Origin of the sequence: Domibacillus enclensis (assembly GCF_900156125.1) — a bacterium.
Lineage (GTDB): Bacteria > Bacillota > Bacilli > Bacillales > Domibacillaceae > Domibacillus > Domibacillus enclensis.
Genome location: NZ_FTLX01000002.1, coordinates 67,155 through 83,458, shown reverse-complemented (window position 1 = coordinate 83,458; position 16,304 = coordinate 67,155). Strand labels below are relative to the sequence as shown.

The 16,304-nt window shown below is 47.3% G+C and carries 16 protein-coding genes; 3 read left to right on the top strand and 13 right to left on the bottom strand.

All coding sequences use genetic code 11. The annotated features are described in order from the left end of the window. Nucleotides 1–537: 537 nt before the first annotated feature. The gene (locus BW952_RS04400; protein ID WP_045852498.1) at nt 538–2,460 is read right to left on the bottom strand and encodes a S8 family peptidase; all 1,923 of its coding nucleotides are present in this window, start codon (nt 2,458–2,460) and stop codon (nt 538–540) included. Nucleotides 2,461–2,574: 114 nt separating this feature from the next. Next, on the bottom strand, nt 2,575–3,993 hold the full coding sequence (locus BW952_RS04395; RefSeq protein ID WP_045852497.1) for an N-acetylmuramoyl-L-alanine amidase: 1,419 nt from the start codon (nt 3,991–3,993) through the stop codon (nt 2,575–2,577). 249 nt (nt 3,994–4,242) lie between these two features. On the opposite strand from BW952_RS04395, the gene BW952_RS04390 reads away from it, so the two are divergent. Next, entirely contained in the window at nt 4,243–5,544 is a 1,302-nt protein-coding gene (locus BW952_RS04390; protein WP_045852496.1) for a hypothetical protein, read from the top strand. Continuing rightward, on the top strand, nt 5,537–8,269 hold the full coding sequence (locus BW952_RS04385) for a DEAD/DEAH box helicase (protein WP_045852495.1): 2,733 nt from the start codon (nt 5,537–5,539) through the stop codon (nt 8,267–8,269). Before BW952_RS04390 ends, BW952_RS04385 begins: the two co-directional genes overlap by 8 nt. 239 nt (nt 8,270–8,508) lie before the next feature. On the opposite strand, the gene BW952_RS04380 is transcribed toward BW952_RS04385, so the two are convergent. Next, nucleotides 8,509–8,985 (bottom strand): single-stranded DNA-binding protein, encoded by a 477-nt coding sequence (locus BW952_RS04380; RefSeq protein ID WP_331428878.1) that lies wholly within the window; start codon nt 8,983–8,985, stop codon nt 8,509–8,511. A 122-nt stretch (nt 8,986–9,107) separates the two neighbouring features. Between BW952_RS04380 and BW952_RS04375 the strand changes: the two genes are divergently transcribed. Next, a complete protein-coding gene (locus tag BW952_RS04375) occupies nt 9,108–9,542 on the top strand; it encodes a YwpF family protein (RefSeq protein ID WP_052698558.1) in 435 nt (144 codons plus the stop codon). Between the two features lie 76 nt (nt 9,543–9,618). On the opposite strand, the gene BW952_RS19315 is transcribed toward BW952_RS04375, so the two are convergent. The 10 genes from BW952_RS19315 to BW952_RS04325 form a co-directional block, all read right to left on the bottom strand. After that, nucleotides 9,619–9,765, bottom strand: coding sequence for a hypothetical protein (locus tag BW952_RS19315; RefSeq protein WP_156149436.1), 147 nt, complete (start codon nt 9,763–9,765; stop codon nt 9,619–9,621). A 26-nt stretch (nt 9,766–9,791) separates the two neighbouring features. Then, on the bottom strand, nt 9,792–10,196 hold the full coding sequence (locus BW952_RS04370; RefSeq protein ID WP_045852499.1) for a hypothetical protein: 405 nt from the start codon (nt 10,194–10,196) through the stop codon (nt 9,792–9,794). Nucleotides 10,197–10,358: 162 nt separating this feature from the next. After that, the gene (locus tag BW952_RS04365) at nt 10,359–10,643 is read right to left on the bottom strand and encodes a hypothetical protein (protein WP_045852494.1); all 285 of its coding nucleotides are present in this window, start codon (nt 10,641–10,643) and stop codon (nt 10,359–10,361) included. A gap of 813 nt (nt 10,644–11,456) precedes the next feature. After that, nucleotides 11,457–11,879 (bottom strand): 3-hydroxyacyl-ACP dehydratase FabZ, encoded by a 423-nt coding sequence (gene fabZ / locus BW952_RS04355; RefSeq protein WP_045851819.1) that lies wholly within the window; start codon nt 11,877–11,879, stop codon nt 11,457–11,459. Between the two features lie 13 nt (nt 11,880–11,892). Next, complete coding sequence (locus BW952_RS04350) at nt 11,893–12,102, bottom strand: DNA-directed RNA polymerase subunit beta (RefSeq protein ID WP_045851820.1); 210 nt, start codon at nt 12,100–12,102, stop codon at nt 11,893–11,895. 9 nt (nt 12,103–12,111) lie between these two features. After that, nucleotides 12,112–12,900 carry a flagellar hook-basal body protein gene (locus BW952_RS04345; RefSeq protein ID WP_045851821.1) on the bottom strand — a complete coding sequence of 263 codons (789 nt, stop codon included), beginning with the start codon at nt 12,898–12,900 and terminating at the stop codon, nt 12,112–12,114. 13 nt (nt 12,901–12,913) lie between these two features. Further along, the gene (locus BW952_RS04340; RefSeq protein ID WP_045851822.1) at nt 12,914–13,714 is read right to left on the bottom strand and encodes a flagellar hook-basal body protein; all 801 of its coding nucleotides are present in this window, start codon (nt 13,712–13,714) and stop codon (nt 12,914–12,916) included. A 139-nt stretch (nt 13,715–13,853) separates the two neighbouring features. Then, a complete protein-coding gene (mreB, locus tag BW952_RS04335; protein ID WP_045851823.1) occupies nt 13,854–14,858 on the bottom strand; it encodes a rod shape-determining protein in 1,005 nt (334 codons plus the stop codon). 513 nt (nt 14,859–15,371) lie between these two features. Continuing rightward, nucleotides 15,372–15,632, bottom strand: coding sequence for a sporulation transcriptional regulator SpoIIID (gene spoIIID, locus BW952_RS04330; RefSeq protein ID WP_045851999.1), 261 nt, complete (start codon nt 15,630–15,632; stop codon nt 15,372–15,374). A 121-nt stretch (nt 15,633–15,753) separates the two neighbouring features. Next, on the bottom strand, nt 15,754–16,278 hold the full coding sequence (locus tag BW952_RS04325; RefSeq protein ID WP_169714082.1) for a M23 family metallopeptidase: 525 nt from the start codon (nt 16,276–16,278) through the stop codon (nt 15,754–15,756). Between the last annotated feature and the right edge of the window lie 26 nt (nt 16,279–16,304).

Here is a 16,304-nt window from a genome sequence, read left to right as displayed (position 1 = left end):
CTCCGCTTTTCTGCGAAGCAGGCGGTGAGCTAGTCTTTGTCGCTGGCGCGCCAAAGCCGGATCTCACCTGCCCGCCAGTTTCGCGGAAGTCTGCGCCGGCATCCCTCCGCCCGTAGTGGTTCTAAAGGAACGGAGTGAATGACTGACGGCTATTCTTGAAAACGTGTGACATCAAGAAGAAAGCCTGATTTTCCTACATGGGGAAAAACAGAGGGTTCTTGTCTCTTTCTTTCCAATCAGAACAATCCCTATTTTTGGTTTTACTATTTGCTTTTCCTCCCCACCAGGGCGGCTGGCGCAGGACGAAGACTCGGGAGGGATCAGCGGGTCAGGGGAGATCCACTTTTGAAGCATAGCGACAAAAGTTAGCTCACCGCCCGCCCCTCCGAACGCGAAGTCCTGCAGAAGCCGCCCATACTGTGTTGGCGCAAGCACAGAGGCTTCAAAAAAGAGAAGTTGTCACCTGCTATTCATTGACATAATCTTTTTTCAACAGCATGAAAACGCCTGCCGACTTTTGCCGGCAGGCGTCTTTTTTTATCTTAACTGCTCATTTAGTGCTCGAGCCAGGAACGTCGCGAACTGGGCGCGGTTCATGTGTGTCTGTGGTCTGAATGTACCGTCCTCATACCCGCCGGCGATGCCTGCGGCCGCGATTCCATTAATGTATTCATACCCTGTAATAGCAGCTGTAATATCTGTTAAAGAGCTTGATGAAGCCGTTTGGACTTTGTACGCTTTTGAAATTAAAATAGCCATTTCCGCCCGTGTTACAAGCTGTGAGGGCCGGAATGTACTGTCTCCAAAGCCGCTTGTGATTCCTGCCTCCGCAAGGCTTTGAATGTAACCGGAGGAGCTTACGTTTGCTGTCACGTCTTTAAACTGTGTCTGACGTTTCGTGCCGTTTAAGCCCAGTGATTTTCCGATCAAAATCGCTGCTTCTCCGCGTGTAATATTTGATTCAGGACGGATCGTTCCGTCATTGAAGCCTGTCATGATGTCTTCTCTGTGCAAATACGTCACGTACCGGTCATACCACTTGCTTGAACGGAGGTCGCTGATCGACGGAGCGGCTACAGCTGCTTTTAAGGTTGTGAACGTGACTTCATCCTCCACCCCGTTTACGACTGGATGAAAATAGTACGTAACCGTGCCAGCGGATGCGTAATCAATCCATTCATCGGCTGTTTCGTTTTTACCGATCAGGTTATCCCCGCGGTAGACATTATACGCACCAAAGCGGGCAGTCAAGTCACTTGTATCAACCGTGAGCATGCCTTTGCTGTCAGTCGTGTATGGCAGCTCGATGCCATGATTGATCGGGTTTTTGTCCACTTGAACGAGGCCGTAGCCAAAATACGTATCGCGTCCGGCTGCCCCCAAGTCCTTTGCATTTTTCTGCAGAAGCGCCCGAATTTGGACATTTGTCATTTCCGGATACTTCTCTTTATACAGTGCTGCAAGGCCGGACACGTAAGGCGCCGCCATGGAGGTCCCGCTTGACGTTGTATAGTCAGAATCCGGATACGTGCTGTAAATTTTCACACCCGGTGCGGCCAGCTCCACTTCTTTTCCCAGCGATGAAAGCGGGTCGATTTTATCATACTGATCGATCGAGGACACCGCGATCACACTGTCGAATTTCGCCGGGTATTCAACAGAAGATGAGCTTCCGGATACGGGCGGTCCTGTGTTGCCCGCTGCTCCAACAATGAGAATGCCTGCATTGTATGCTTTTTTCATAATTTCTTCTAGGGAAGTCTCATAGATTGGTGCCGTAATACTGATATTTAAGATATCGACCTTTTGACGCATCGCCCACTCAACACCGGCAATCAGTGTGCTGGTTGAGCCTCTGCCGTTTTCATCCAGCACTTTAATTGCATACAAGCTGGCGGATGGCGCGACTCCGACTGTGCCGAATGTATTGTTATTCGCCGCAATAATGCCTGCTACATGCGTCCCGTGTCCTGAATCGTCATTGTAGGAATCCGGACATCCTGCCGGGTCAACAATGGTCATCAAGCAGGTGCCCCCCGCGACTCTTTTTTGCAAGTCTGGATGGCGTGAATCGACACCTGAATCTAAAATGCCGATTTTCACACCCGTGCCTGTTAGAGTGGATGGAACCAGATTTTTCATTCCTACTTTCTCATAGCCGTAAGAAATCGTCTGGGCTGAAGAGGTAACTGGCATATCATATGTGATCGATTTGACCTCCGGAGACATTTGAAGCGCTTTTTTCTGCGCATCCGTCACCGTGATTGATGCCGCTGGAATTTCTTCAAATATGTAATCGGTTGACTGGGAATATTGTTCAATTAGTGCACGATTGACCTCTTCTTCAAACATAATTACCGCCTGTCTGCCATCCGAAGTGTTTGCTTCTGACGATGCAGGGGTATAGAAGAATAGAAAAGAAGCTGTAAAAAGCAATGGAACGAGTTTGTAAGTATTCATGTCGGTCACCTCTTTCTTCTAAGCTGAAAAAATTAAAAAAAATAAAGAGAGGCCCTGTTGGGATCCCCTCTTTATTGTACACGGCATGTGTCGAATATTCTATTTATTATTTACCTATTTTGCGACATTATAAAGCGAGTTTACATCGTAGCCTTTTGCATTATAATAGTCCAAAATACCGTAGTAGATTGCTTTTGACATCGAATTCAGCCAGTAATCTGACTTCAGCTTGTCATTGTCGCCTTTATTGGTGATAAAGCCGAGCTCGAGCAATGCAGAAGGCACCGTGTTGTTTTTTAGCACGTAGTAGCCAGCCTCTTTAACGCCACGGTCTCTCAAGTCCCATGCTGCAATCATGCGTTCTTGAATTTTCGTCGCTAAAAGCTTGCTGTCTGCTGCATTTTGGCTGTTTGCGGCAGCCGAATAAAATGTTTCCGTACCTGTTGCGCTCGCAGAAGCGGCATTGGCATGAATGCTGACAAACACGTTGCCGTTATTGCGGCTCGCAAAAGCAGCTCGGTTTGCTAATGTTAAATATACATCGGTAGAGCGGGTCATTTTTACATTAAAAGGCGTTTGCTTAAGCAGGTTGTTCACTTTCAAACCTGTTTTAAGTACAACGTCTTTTTCCTGCAGTCCAAACCCGATTGCCCCTGGATCCGATCCGCCATGTCCTGGATCAAGAATGATCGTCTGGCTTGTAAGACGCGGGTCAGCTGTTGAAACAGGAGGCTTTGTGGCGCTCGATGTTTCGGTGCTGCGTAAATAGTAGGAATTCACAAAACCAACCGTTGTGCCGGAACGGATATATGTCCAGTTTCCGACTTTGTGCGCCGCGGATACACGTGCATCCTTGGCAACCTTTCCTTTTGAAGCGTATGCTGTAGATGGGCCAGAGCGAACATTCAAATCGCCTGTGTTGCTCCACATCGTTGTTTTAAATTCATCTGTCTGGATCGTCCGGAATGTCGGCGCGATCGCACGTGCAAGGAAAATAGCAAAATCTGCTCGCTTGATCATTTGAGAGGATCCAAATGACCCGTCTGCAACACCGCTCGCGATTCCGCGCGATGTTAATGCGTTTGCTGCACCGGAAAGGGTACCGCCAAATGAATAGCCAAATGCCTTCGATAGCATAACAGCCATTTCACCGCGTGATACTTCTTTATATGGTAAGAACCGTCCGCCATCATATCCCGAAAGAATGCCGCCTTCCACTGCAGACTGTATGTAGCCAGAAGCGAAATTGCCAGAACCTACGTCGACAAATTTGGTTTCACGTTTTGTGCCATCCAGCCCGAGCGCACGTCCGATAAAAGCCGCTGCTTCAGCCCGTGTGACTGTTTTATCCGCGCCAAAAATAGTCGCTGACGATCCGTTGGCAATCCCTCCTTCCGCCAAATAATTTACTTCTTTTGATGCCCGGTACGGAACATCAACGAAGCCTGCTGCGCTGGCACTCTGTCCGAAACCTAATAGAGGAACTGTCAAAATAAACGCCAATACGACAAAGAAAAAACTTCTTTTCACCATTTTGTCTCCTTTCGTAATATTTACCACTTAGGACAGTCTAGCACAGAAAATGTAATCTAAAAACCTCCCTTTTTTAATATTTATCGAAGAAGCCGCTATTTCACTAGATTCCCCCTAAAAATGTAATTTTCCTGTAACAGTTGTCATTCTCAAGAAATAATAGAACTAATGTTCTTTTTTGTTGCATGAACAGGGTTGTTTCATGCTATAATGAAGAAATCTTATAGTATCGAAAGGGTGCCATCTATTTTGACGAAGGCGAAATCGCTGATTACTGATTCAACTTCTTTGGAGCGGGCGGATTTATTTTCAATTCCAGGTGTTATGAGGGCTTCCGATTTAAAAGCCGCTCCTTCCATTGGCCAATCGGCAGACGAATGGAAAGAATTTATCCTATCTTCTTTCAGAAGCCGCCTCTCAGCTGAACAAATTGAAGAAGTGCCGTATCAGACAGAGTATGCGGCAAAAGAGCTTTATCGCGCTGTTCTCAAAAAGGCACCCGCCGACCGCGAATGGGCTCTTTTATTTCGCTTGTTTGCTGCTTTTTATTCCTTCTCGGCTTTAGCCGAGCTGATGGATGAAACCGAGCTTTCAGCTGAAGCAGGCGAACGGGCTGCGTATGATGTGCTGTTTTATTTTGCGGATGAGGCGTATGACGCGGCGAAAATGTCAGGCATTACAATCCCTTTTGCATTTGAGTCGTACATTAGCCGCCTGCGGGCGGATACCGGGCGGCTGCTTGCTTTTCCATTCGACCGCTTTCCGTCAGCCCGTCTTGATTTGTACCGTCTTCTATGGGATGCCCTTTTTATTAAAACGGAATGGCGCCAGGAGGAAATGGACCGATTTTCGTCAGGCACCGGAAGAAGCACCGTCCAGCATGTTGCTTATTTGCACCAGCTGTATTTATTAGGGAACATGGACCGGTTCGTAGAGGAAGCAGCAAGTGGAACGGCCGAGATCTTTCCTTATTTTCTTCACTGGCTTCAGGAAGCCAAACGATCCAGCCGTTTTATCTATCTTCTAAAGGCAGCGGCTGCTCTTGCGTACGATGGCATTATGACGATTGAAAATGAATACAGCCGCCGTTTGTTTGTACGTCAGGTGATCCGCCTCGTCGATGAGGAAGAAGTGGACGAACGGGCGCCACTTCTTATAAAGGATTTGTACACCTCTCTCTTGCCGTTCAGCTATGTGTCCCTCAGCTACTTTTTAATCGGACGCGGCGACTACGCCGAATGGGTTGATTTGCAAATACTCATAGATGCAGACTTAACCGACCTTGACCGGGCTGGCTTAAAAAGTGTTATTAAAGAAGCACCGGCACTTTCGTTGCCACTGCTTCACCGGGGCATTCATGCTTTTATTGCCGAACGCAATCGGTCTTCTTATCGAAAAGCCGTCCGTTATATGAAGCGGATGCGAACGATTTACAAAAAAGAAAAGCGGGCAGACGAATTTGACCGCTGGCTCGAATGGACGCTTGGGGAAACAAAACGTCTCAGAGCGTTTCAGGAAGAATGCAAAAAAGGCGGGCTGCTTCATGATTAATTTGGATACGATTCACCTGATTACGGGCTTCGAGGAGGAAGCCTTTTATTTGCAGGCAATGGATGCGGACGGGGCACCATTGCCTTTTGATTCGTGGACGCGTCTGCTTTTCGGCAGCCATGCCGAAAGCTTTTACGGCACGAAGCTTTTTAAAACCGAAAAAAATGGCGGTCCGGCCGTTCAGCTCACTGCCTTTGAATGGGCTTCCCTGTTTAAAGCAGAACACTTTAATCGTTTTGCGAAATTTGAATGGGATGAGGCGGGTCACTTCAGCCTTGCCGCTGCCCCTATTTTGTTTGAAGCAGTTTTTAATGCGATGCCCTTGTTTGAAGAACAGGGTATTCTCTGGCCTTTGCCTGAAGAAGTGTACGAAGAATTTGCTGAGTCTTTTTGGCAGGAGGATATTTTCGGCGAGAGCCGTCTGTCCTTTGCCCGCCGCATCTTTCCATTGCTCGCCGCAGAAGCTCACCCGAACATGGCTGTAATGATGGATTCCATTGGCGCGGGACTTAGCACAGAGGAATTAAACCGCTACTTTGACGCAGCACGTCTGCAGCAGTTCTTGAACGAATCAGAACAAGCTGCATATGAACCGGGGCTTCGCTTAAGTGAACCACAGGCAGAGGATGACATGTGGTCGCTTGAACCGATTTTGCTGCGCAATAAGCCCTCTGAAAAAATATTCGATTTCTCAAAAAAACTGCCGAAAAGCGCCGACCCTTTTTTACCAGGGGCTGAGGAAGAAATGCGCCGCTGGCTCCGGCTGTTTCCAGAGCTGGATCAGGAGGGCGAATTAAAGCGGTCCTTATCCGAAGAAGAAGCGATTGCATTTTTAACCGACCGTGGTGAAAAGCTCACCGCTTTAGGCATTCCCGTTCTTCTTCCGCCGTGGTGGGAATCCGTTCGGTCAGCAGCCGTCTCCGTTGCCGCTGACGTAAAGGACCGCCGCGGACCTTCTTTTGTGGGCATGAATGCCATTTTAGAATTTGATTTTAAAGTGGCGCTTGGCGGCTCGGAAATGACCGAGGAGGAATTTTTAGCTCTTGCCGGTTCCGGTGCGCGTCTCGTGAAGTCCAACGGCCGCTGGGTACACTTGGACCCCGACGTTATTGTGAAGATTAAAGCCTTAATGGAAAAAGCCAAGCAGGACGGCATGACGGTTGTCGATGTACTGAACCAGGAATTCGCTGATCCGGACGATGCGGCGAGAGTGCACATCCGGCTGAACAAGTCGCTGCAGTCAATGATTGACCGGCTGAAAAGCGGTGCGGATATCCCGCTGCTTCCGCCTCCTGAAAAGTTGAACGGGCAGCTGCGCCCTTATCAGCAGGCAGGCATGAGCTGGCTTCTATTTTTACGGGAATGCGGCTTCGGTGCTTGTCTGGCGGACGACATGGGGCTTGGAAAAACCGTCCAGCTCATTTCGTATTTGCTTCACGTCGAAAAAAAGGAGCGTCCGGAAACCCCCGCGCTTATTATTTGCCCGACATCTGTACTTGGCAACTGGCAGCGGGAGCTCGAATCGTTCGCTCCCGACTTATCTGTGATGCTGTATTACGGAAAGTCCCGTCCGCGCGGTGACGCCTTTCTAAAGGAGATTTCTCATGCAGATGTTGTGTTAACGACTTACGGCCTCGTTCATTCAGACTTTGAAACGCTTCAGTCGATTGAATGGAGTACAGCCGCTTTAGATGAAGCACAAAACATTAAAAATTCGGGCACGAAGCAATCCCGTGCGGTTCGGAAGCTGCAAAGCCGTCATGCGATTGCTCTAACAGGTACGCCGATGGAAAACCGCCTGTCTGAGCTGTGGTCGATATTCGATTTTACGAATCACGGCTGGCTCGGCTCACTGGCTCAATTTCAAAAAACGTATATGGCGCCGATTGAAAAAGACCGGGATGTCTCGCGTGTGGCGGCGCTGCAAGCCAAAATCCGGCCGTTTTTACTGCGCCGGACGAAAAATGATCCGGAAGCGGCACTTGGGCTGCCTGATAAAGTGGAGCAAAAGGAATACTGTCCACTTTCCAAGGAACAGGCCGTATTATATGAGCAAACGGTTCGGGAAACGATGGAACAGATCGGCCAGCTGTCTGCTTTTGAACGGCGCGGGCTCATTCTCCGGCTTTTAAACGAATTAAAGCAGCTGTGCAGCCATCCGGCTCTTTATTTAAAAGAAAGCGATCCAGCCGATGTTCGGACACGCGCTTCCAAAATGGAAAAGCTGATGGAGCTGGCAGATAATATTGTCGACCAAAATGAAGCCTGTCTTATTTTCACGCAGTACATTGGAATGGGGGAAATGATTCAGCAGGAGTTATCAAAGGAATACGGCATTAACGTTCCGTTTTTAAATGGATCAACGCCAAAGCAGGAGCGCGACAGGCTCGTTATGCAGTTTCAAAACGGAGAATTCCCTTTTTTCCTTCTTTCTTTAAAAGCAGGGGGCACCGGATTGAACTTGACTGCAGCCAATCATGTGATTCATTACGACCGCTGGTGGAATCCTGCCGTTGAAAACCAGGCAACAGACCGGGCATACCGGATCGGCCAGAACAGATTTGTCCACGTTCATAAATTCATTACGACCGGAACGATTGAAGAAAAAATTGATGCGATGATTGAATCAAAGCAGGCCGCAAGCAGCGAAATTATTCAAAGCGGTGCCTTTATTGCGAATATGGATGATCAGGAATTGTCTGCCTTGTTCAAGCTGGATTCTTAAAAACACGGTCATCCGTCTAGAGGTACTGATGACCGTGCCGGTTGGCTGGCGCCGAAAGAGGCTATGCGGGGATTTACAGAAGCCAGCTCCCACACTGGCTTCTTTTTATTTCTTTTGCTGCTGTTCCAATTTCTCAATACGCTGCTCAAGCTGGAAGATCACTGTTTTGGCTTTGCCCAGCTGAAAAATCATGTCTTCAATGACACGCTCGACTCGGTCTGTCATCTGACTGTTCACCCCTAAATTAATGGCACGGTCTGTATGGATTCAGGCGGCTGTTTCGACTCAACTTGTTGATGTCTTTTATTTAAAAATCGAATCGTTTGAACAAGTACTTCCGTGACATATACCGTTTTCCCATTGGCATCTTTATAATTCCGGGTTTGAATCATGCCTACTACCGCAACCAATGAACCCTTACTGCTGTATTTGGATGCCGTTTCTGCTAATCGGCCCCAAATGGTGCAGGAAACAAAGTCAGTATCCGTTTCACCTTTTGCATTTCGATAGGGCCTGTTTACGGCGATCGTCGTTTGTAAAACCGGCGTTCCATCCGCCGTATGTTTTACTTCTGGATTCCTTGTCAGATTTCCAATGAGTGTCACTTGATTAATCAGCTTTCTCGCCTCCTTCCGCTTTAATACCCTTATCATAAACACCACTTGCTCATCAGACAATTCCGGTTGCCGCATGCTTTTTTCCATTTCCTTTTCCATAATGGGAAATAAGAACCGCTTCCTCTTGCTTTTCTTGATTTCTTTGGAGAATAAATGATTTTTCGCTTAATTATTGTTATACTTTTTGAATAAATCGCTTTCAGGATAAGGATGTGAGTTGCTTGAAAACCTTTAAAGTCGCTGCATTTTTTTTAGAGAAGCAGGGAGAGCTGCTCCCCATTCCCATTCAAGACGGGCTCATCATCAATCGGGAAGATGAACAGCAGTCCTGGTTAATCGAATTATTTTTAGACGAAAAAGAGGAACAAAGCATTCGCCCTTTTGAAGGAAAAGAACAGGTACAGGCCCGCGTGGCGATTACGCACAGAGGCAACGATCCTGCTCTTTTTGACGTAGCAATCCGATCTTTTCAGCCGCTTGAAAAAGGGGTTAGTGTTCTGCTTGATGCTCAGCTTCGCCAAATGAGGAATAAATATGCCAAACAGGTTCTTCATTCTCTTGTTGAACAAGGCTTAGAAGGAGACGAGCTGCTAGATACCTTTGCCAGAGTACTCCGGAAACGGCCTAACGTCCCGGCACAATCAGAAAAAAAATGAAAAGACCGGCTCCTCTAACGAATTGAAAGGATCATCCTTTCATTCGTTGAAAAGCCAGTCTTTGTATAATCCATTCTTAATGAACAATACGGGACTGCAACTCGTCTTGTCCCGTTTGAATCGTTTGTTCAAGAAGCTGTATGATATAGTGAATGTCCTGCTTTGTGTACGGCTGCCTCGGCATGACCGCATTGTAGACCTGTGTGTAAAGAAGAGAAGCCAACGCAAGCTCCCGCTCATCTGCCGGGCTCAGCTGTTCCGCTTTTTTTTTTCGTATTCAGTCAAAAAGCCGATATAGAATCGCGCTTCTGCTTTACATGAGAAATCATAATCCGTACCAAGACGCTCCTGCAGCGCATTGATTGTCTCGATTTGCTCGGTTGTCGGTTCTTCTGAGAAGATTTTTTCAACGACCTGGTTTATTTTCTTTGCCAGCTCTTCATGAAATTGCGGATCGTTTTTCACGTCATCGGGAACGTCATTGTACCACGAAGCACTTTGCTGAATATAACGCTGCCATTCCTTCATAAACCCGGATGGGCTGTAGGCTTCTTCTTCCCAAAGAATGTCTGCCATATATTGTTCAAACGCCGTTGTAATCGAACGGGTAATACTAATTTTCATACCATGTGATAAACCATTTAATATTGACATTGCCAATAGGTACCTCCTGGAAATAGCCTCATTGACTCCTTAAAAATCATAACTCTTATACTCTACCACACTTTCGAACCAGTGACAAAATTATTTTGTCAATAAAAAGCAACGAGCTGCTGAAAGCCCGTTGCTTTTGTTGTGTTTTACTAACGCTGTTTATTAGTTGTCCTGATTGTCCGCGTCTTCCATGTCCTGCTCGTCTTCAATCACATCTTCTTCCGGTGTATTCTCATCGGTTGCCGGGTCCATGTCATCTTCTGTGTTTGTATCCTCTGTTTCATCGTTTTCTTCCATCATGATGTCCTCATCGCCTTCTTCATCCTGCACATCTTCTTCTACTGCTGGATCTTCAACCGGCTCTTCTTCAGCATCTCCTCCACAACCTGCTAAAAGCATTGCTGTTAAAACGGAACCGCCCGCTAATTTTAGTAATTTCGCATTCATACGAAAAATCCCCTTTCCATTCATCCGATTTTTGATGACTTACTTGATGTATTCTTTCCCGAATATGGACAATATAACCGGATCTTTTTTAAAAGGGGTGGGAAGTCCTTGTTTTTCGCCTTTCTTATCCTTTAAACGTTGGAAAGGACCTATTTATTGAAAGAAATGAGGGTAGAACAATGAGGGCAGCCATTATATCCGAGCAATTGAATATCTGAAAGCCTTGATTCTTCTTTTTCTTGAAAAAGCACATTCAGGGGCTCCGGGCTGCCGGCTCCGCTTTTCTGCGAAGCAAGCGGTGAGCTAGTCTTTGTCGCTGGTGCGCCAAAGCCGGATCTCACCTGCCCGCCAGTTTCGCGGAAGTCTACGCCGGCCTCCCTCCGCCCGTAGTGGTTTTAAAGAAACGGAGTGAATGACTTGCGGCTATTCTTGAAAACGTTTGGCATCAAGAAGGAAGCCCGCTTTTCATACATAGTGAATATCAGAAAGTTCTCATCCCTTTCTTTCCATTCAGAACCATTTCCATTTTTAGTTTTGCAATCTGCTTTTCCTCCCCACCAGGGCGGCTGGCGCAGGACGGAGACTCGGGAGGGATCAGCGGGAAAGGTGAGATCCACTTTTGGAGCAAAGCGACAAAAGTTAGCTCACCGCCCGCCCCTCCGAACGCGAAGTCCTGCAGAAGCCGCCCAAACTAGAGTTGGCGCAAGCACGGTTGCTTTAATAAAATGGATTGGTACCTGCTTTTCATTGACACATTCTTTTTTCAACAGTATAAAGCCCCGTATCCTTTAGAATACGGGGCTTTGTCGGTATCTATTCAAGCGCAAACATTAAGTCCGCCTCACAGACGAGCTCTCCTTCGACGGTGGCTGTTGCTTTTGCTTTGCCGATGGAGCCGCGAAGGCGAGTCATTTCGACCTCAAGGCGCAGCTGATCGCCAGGAACGACCTGGCGTTTAAAGCGGCAGTTGTCGATACCGGCGAAAAAAGCTAAACGTCCTTTGTTTTCTTCTTTCTTCAGCATGGCCACTGCGCCTACCTGAGCCAGCGCTTCAACAATGAGTACACCCGGCATCACCGGATAGTCTGGAAAATGGCCATTAAAAAATTCTTCGTTCGCTGTTACATTTTTAATTCCAACTGCACGCTTGCCGTCTTCTACCTCAATTATTCGATCCACGAGTAAAAACGGATAGCGGTGCGGAATCGTTTCTTTAATTTCACGAATATCCACTATTGCACCTGCCTCTTTAGAATAAGCTGTTCATCACAACGTCATACAATTGAATCCATGTATCCGGTTTAAATACGTCTACTGGATCTCCCTGACCGATAATACTATATCCGATCAATGCGCCGGCAACAGCCGTCAGCGCGATGAAAAACAGTGATATCATCAATCTGCCGAGGGGCGTAAGGCGGGTTTCTTTCGTCCGCTTTCGTTCATGCACCATGATCATCGTTCCCCTCTATCTGACCCCATTAATTAAGCCAAGCATTTGATCAGCGATCGATATCGCCTTTGATTGAAATTGATAAGAGCGCTGAGTTGCCGTCAAATCGCTCATTTCCTTCGCGAAATCAACATTTGACATTTCAAGCGCCCCGGCCTGAATACCGGCTTCCTGCCGCTCAGCCGCATTTAAGTTCCGCAAAATCTGTCCCTCCGCAGTGGCCGGGTTTTGGGGAAGCACAAACAGGTTGGCGGAAGCCCGCTCTAAAAACTGCGGCTTATCCACTTCCACAAGACCGAGAAGCCCCCCTGCCTGCTGCTCCATCTCTTCTTCCGGCAAAACGATCGGCGCATCATTTTCATCAAGAACAGGATTGCCTTCTGATGTAACGAGCATCAGATTGCCGCCGCCCGCAGGCGTTACAGAAAAAGCGCCGTCCCGCGTGTAGTGAACGCGGCCATTGCCCTCTTCATCCTGAATCAGCACTTTGAAAAACTGATTTGGCTTCGTCAATCCAAAGTCCAGCGTCCGTCCTGTTTGCTGAATATTCCCCTGCGTGCTGACCATTTGCACCTGCGCCATCATCGCACCTGCCCCGAGCCGGATTCCGTAAGGCGTATCACGGCCAACATCCTCATTCTCTCGGTACATGTTGACGGTCTGCTGATGAATTAAATCGGCAAACGACGCATTGCTGCTTTTATATCCGGTCGTTGTCAAATTGGCTACATTGCTGCTTGTTACATCCATTTTTTTCTGAAGCTGAGACAGCGTGTTAACGGCATTAATCATCGTTCTGTTCATCTTACGCTCTCCTTTACGTTACGCGCCCGATTTCGTTTGCGGCTTTTTCCATGCTTCGGTCATACGCCGTCAATACTTTTTGATTCGCTTCGAATGATCGGTACGCCGTCAGCATATCGGTCATCGTCCGGGACAGATCCGTTGTCGACCCTTCTAAAAACATTTGCTGCGTGGAGAATTGTGCTGCATCCGTCTGATACGCGTTTGGCAGAGCAGCACCATCGAGCCGGTACAATCCGTCGCCTTCCTTGATCAAGTCATTTGGATTTTCAGCGTATGCCACACCCAATTGAGCGACAAGCTGGCCATTTTCGGTGACATCACCGGATTCACTGACTTCAAAACGATCCGACGTCAATTGAATTCGTTCTCCATTTGAATCCTGCACGTAAAAGCCCGATGCCGTTGTTAAGTACCCTTCAAGATCCAGCGTGAAATTTCCATTCCGAGTATAGCGTGTCTCTCCCGCTGCATTTTGAACCGTAAAAAAAACAGATTCTCCTTGAAGAGCCACATCCGTTGTCAATCCTGTTTCCCGCAGATCTCCCTGACGGAAATTCGGGATGGTTTCCTGTAAATATACACCAGTATTTAAAGAACCAATGGTTGGTTCGTAGGGCAAGTTTAATTTATTTTCCACCGGCACAGATGTATCATCCATTCGTTTCAGCAGCATTTCTGGAAAAGCTCTTACGCTCGTCTGATCTGCTTTATAGCCCGGTGTATTCACATTGGACATATTATTGGTTAGTATTTCTGTACGCCGCTGCTGGGCAATCATGCCTGAAGCAGCCGTGTAAAACCCTTTGAACAAATTGTTCACCTCATTTTTAAGCAATACATGCCGTCTTTATTATACAATAGTCGCTGCATTCATTAACAGAAAATATTGAGAAAATAGGCAGAATGAGCAAAAATAAATAGAGCTGCTTATGATTAGCAGCTCTATTTCATCATTTAATCCTTTTCTTGGAAGAAAGTCGATCCATACTATCGAGCATTCTGCCGGTGCCGATCGCTACACAATCCATTGGGTTTTCCGCTACAAAAACAGGCACCTTCAGTTCATCCGCCATCAGCTGATCAATCCCGTGCAGCAATGCGCCGCCGCCCGTCAGCATCACACCCCGGTCAATAATATCAGCAGACAGCTCTGGCGGCGTTTTCTCCAGCACATTTTTCGAGGCCTGGACAATTTGAGCAACAGATTCACGCAGCGCTCCTTCAATTTCTGTCGACGTGATCGTTAAAATGCGCGGAAGCCCGGTCATAATATCGCGGCCGCGTATTTCCATTTCTTCGTTTCGCGCGCTCGGATAAACGGTTCCCACATTGATTTTAATCGCTTCGGCTGTCCGTTCACCGATCAATAGTTTATATTGCTTTTTCACGTAGTTCATAATATCTGCATCAAAGGTGTTTCCAGCTGTTTTAATGGATTCAGCTGTAACGATCGCCCCTAAAGACAGGACAGCAACATCTGTTGTCCCGCCGCCAATATCAATGACCATGTGTCCGCTCGGCTCAAAAATATCCATGCCGGCGCCAACCGCTGCCACTTTCGGCTCTTCTTCCAAATAAACCGTTTTGCCGCCGCTTTTTTCAGCCGCTTCACGGATCGCCTTTTGTTCAACAGCAGTAATTTGGGTTGGACAGCAAATTAAAATACGCGGCTTGGATAAAAAGCCTTTCACGTTCAGTTTATTAATGAAATGCTTCAGCATGGACTCGGTTACATCAAAATCCGCAATAACGCCATCACGAAGCGGGCGAATCGCCACAATATTCCCCGGCGTACGTCCAACCATCTGGTACGCTTCTTCACCCACAGCCAGCACTTTATTCGTTGTCCGGTCTAACGCCACGACAGACGGCTCGTTTAATACGATTCCCTGTCCTTTTACATGTATTAATACGTTAGCCGTCCCCAGGTCAATTCCAATATCTTTCGAAAACATGTCCTGCCCCCTCAATAGTCTTCATCTATTTTTCATATAATGGTCGCTTTTATACTCCAAATACCTATTTTACCATATATTCAAGGAAGATTGGACTGTGAATATTCGGTTATTTTGGACAAAGTGAAAAAGGGAAAGCAAGGGATGCTTTCTCTTTACATAGTATTGAAAAACAGAGGGCCATTGTTTCTTTGTTTCCAATCAGAACGTAACGTATACCCATCTTTGGTTTTATGATCTGCTTTCCCTCCCCACTAGGGCGGCTGGCGCAGGACGAAGACTCGGGAGGGATCAAGCGGGAAAGGTGAGATCCACTTTTGGAGCCGTGCTCCAAAAGTTAGCTCACCGCCCGCCCCTCCGAACGCGAAGTCCTGCAGAAGCCGCCCTGACCGTGTTCGCGCAAGCATAGGGGCTTTGAAAAAAAGAAGGTGTCACTTGCTTTTCATTGACACATCCTTTTTTCAACAACGTGAAAAAGAGAAAGCAAGGGATGCTTTCTCTTTTTGTTTCGTGTTAGCTACAGCGGTCCGGCTGCTTCCACTTTTGTTTTGTTGCTTCGCCTCCGCGCAGATGCCGGATGGATTTATGGTAGTGTAAAATATGTTCGACTCGGGCAGACAGTTCCGGATTGACATCGGGCAGCCGCTCCGTTAAATCTTTGTGAACTGTACTTTTCGAAATGCCAAACTCTTTTGCTGCATCCCTGACCGTTTTATTTGTTTCGACGATATACTTGCCGGCCCTCAGTGCTCTTTCTTTGATGTACTCGCGCACGCACACGCCTCCTTCAGCGGAAACGGGATGAGCGGTGTCGACTATTTCGGCCATGGGTTTCATCGAATACAAGCAGCCCCATTTCGTTTACTTAACGATATGTGTATTGCCTGGGAAATATTCATTTCCAATCACTAACCGTTTTCCCATAAACCGAGGAGGGGTCCAGGAGCTCGCCATCCTTCGTTATTTCAAAGTGAACGTGTATGCCAGCCGATTCATTTAAAATGCTTCTGCCTGCTTCTCCAAGCTTTTCGCCCTGTGTGACTGTGTCATTCTTCTTTACTTGAATGTTGTCCACTGATTGAAATGTGCTGACCGCTCCATTGCCATGATCAATTTCAATGTAGTTGCCAAGAAATGCGTCCTCCCGCACATCTGTAACCGTTCCTGAAAGCGGCGCTGATACGGCAAACGTTTTGCCGTTTTCAAGTGCATAATCAACGCCTGTGCTTTCATAATACGTATCGTTAAATACGACCAATGCCTCCTCTTGCTTGTCCGCCTCAGCTTTTTCATCGTAAAAAGCCGTTTTTGCTGCTGCCCCTTCTACAACCGGCTTGATCATTTTTTCCGGCTTACCGTTCACGCTTTCCGCTGGTTCATTAAACAGATCGGCTGCTCTTTCCTCGTTCTCTGGCTTCATCACCTCATAAAACAACAAACTAGAAA

Coding starts and splice junctions, on each gene's coding strand:
- BW952_RS04400 (WP_045852498.1), bottom strand. CDS start 2,460: ATGAATACTTACAAACTCGTTCCATTGCTTTTTACAGCTTCTTTTCTA.
- BW952_RS04395 (WP_045852497.1), bottom strand. CDS start 3,993: ATGGTGAAAAGAAGTTTTTTCTTTGTCGTATTGGCGTTTATTTTGACA.
- BW952_RS04385 (WP_045852495.1), top strand. CDS start 5,537: ATGATTAATTTGGATACGATTCACCTGATTACGGGCTTCGAGGAGGAA.
- BW952_RS04380 (WP_331428878.1), bottom strand. CDS start 8,985: ATGGAAAAGGAAATGGAAAAAAGCATGCGGCAACCGGAATTGTCTGAT.
- BW952_RS04370 (WP_045852499.1), bottom strand. CDS start 10,196: ATGTCAATATTAAATGGTTTATCACATGGTATGAAAATTAGTATTACC.
- BW952_RS04365 (WP_045852494.1), bottom strand. CDS start 10,643: ATGAATGCGAAATTACTAAAATTAGCGGGCGGTTCCGTTTTAACAGCA.
- BW952_RS04350 (WP_045851820.1), bottom strand. CDS start 12,102: ATGATCATGGTGCATGAACGAAAGCGGACGAAAGAAACCCGCCTTACG.
- BW952_RS04345 (WP_045851821.1), bottom strand. CDS start 12,900: ATGAACAGAACGATGATTAATGCCGTTAACACGCTGTCTCAGCTTCAG.
- mreB (WP_045851823.1), bottom strand. CDS start 14,858: ATGTTTTCGAAAGATATTGGAATTGACCTGGGGACGGCTAACGTATTA.
- BW952_RS04325 (WP_169714082.1), bottom strand. CDS start 16,278: ATGAAGCCAGAGAACGAGGAAAGAGCAGCCGATCTGTTTAATGAACCA.